Origin of the sequence: Vibrio sp. 10N.222.55.C6, from assembly GCF_041473395.1 — a bacterium.
GTDB lineage: Bacteria > Pseudomonadota > Gammaproteobacteria > Enterobacterales > Vibrionaceae > Vibrio > Vibrio crassostreae_C.
In genome coordinates, this window is record NZ_JBFRSD010000804.1 from 1 (window position 1) to 435 (window position 435).

The 435-nt window shown below is 46.2% G+C and carries 1 protein-coding gene; it reads right to left on the reverse strand.

Going from position 1 to position 435, the window contains the following annotated elements:
• Positions 1 to 435 (reverse strand): efflux RND transporter permease subunit (locus tag AB4486_RS26275; RefSeq protein ID WP_372119697.1); only part of this gene is annotated, 435 nt, incomplete at both ends.

Genomic DNA, 435 nt, shown 5'->3' on the forward strand with positions numbered 1-435 from the left:
GGTACGAACGCCGTAGACGTGGTTTTCGCGAAGTAAGTTACCGCTGCTAGCGCCACAACGAAGAAGGTAAACAGCAGAACACCCTTTTTCACAAGGAAGCCTGCAATTTGACCGTATTTGTTGGTTACTGATTCAAGACCACGGTTAAACGCTTGGTACCAACGAGCCGTATTACCACCGCCCTGCTTAAGAACTAATGAACACAATGCAGGTGACAGTGTTAGAGCATTAATAGAAGAGATAACAACAGCGATACAGATAGTTAGAGCAAACTGACGATACATGATACCGGTAATACCTGGCAGCATAGCTACTGGAATGAATACCGCTAACAGTACCAACGTCGAAGTAACAATCGGACCCGTTACTTCCTTCATTGCGATAAGCGTTGCTTTACGCGGTGAGATCGTTGGGTCTTTGGCCATCGTGGTATCA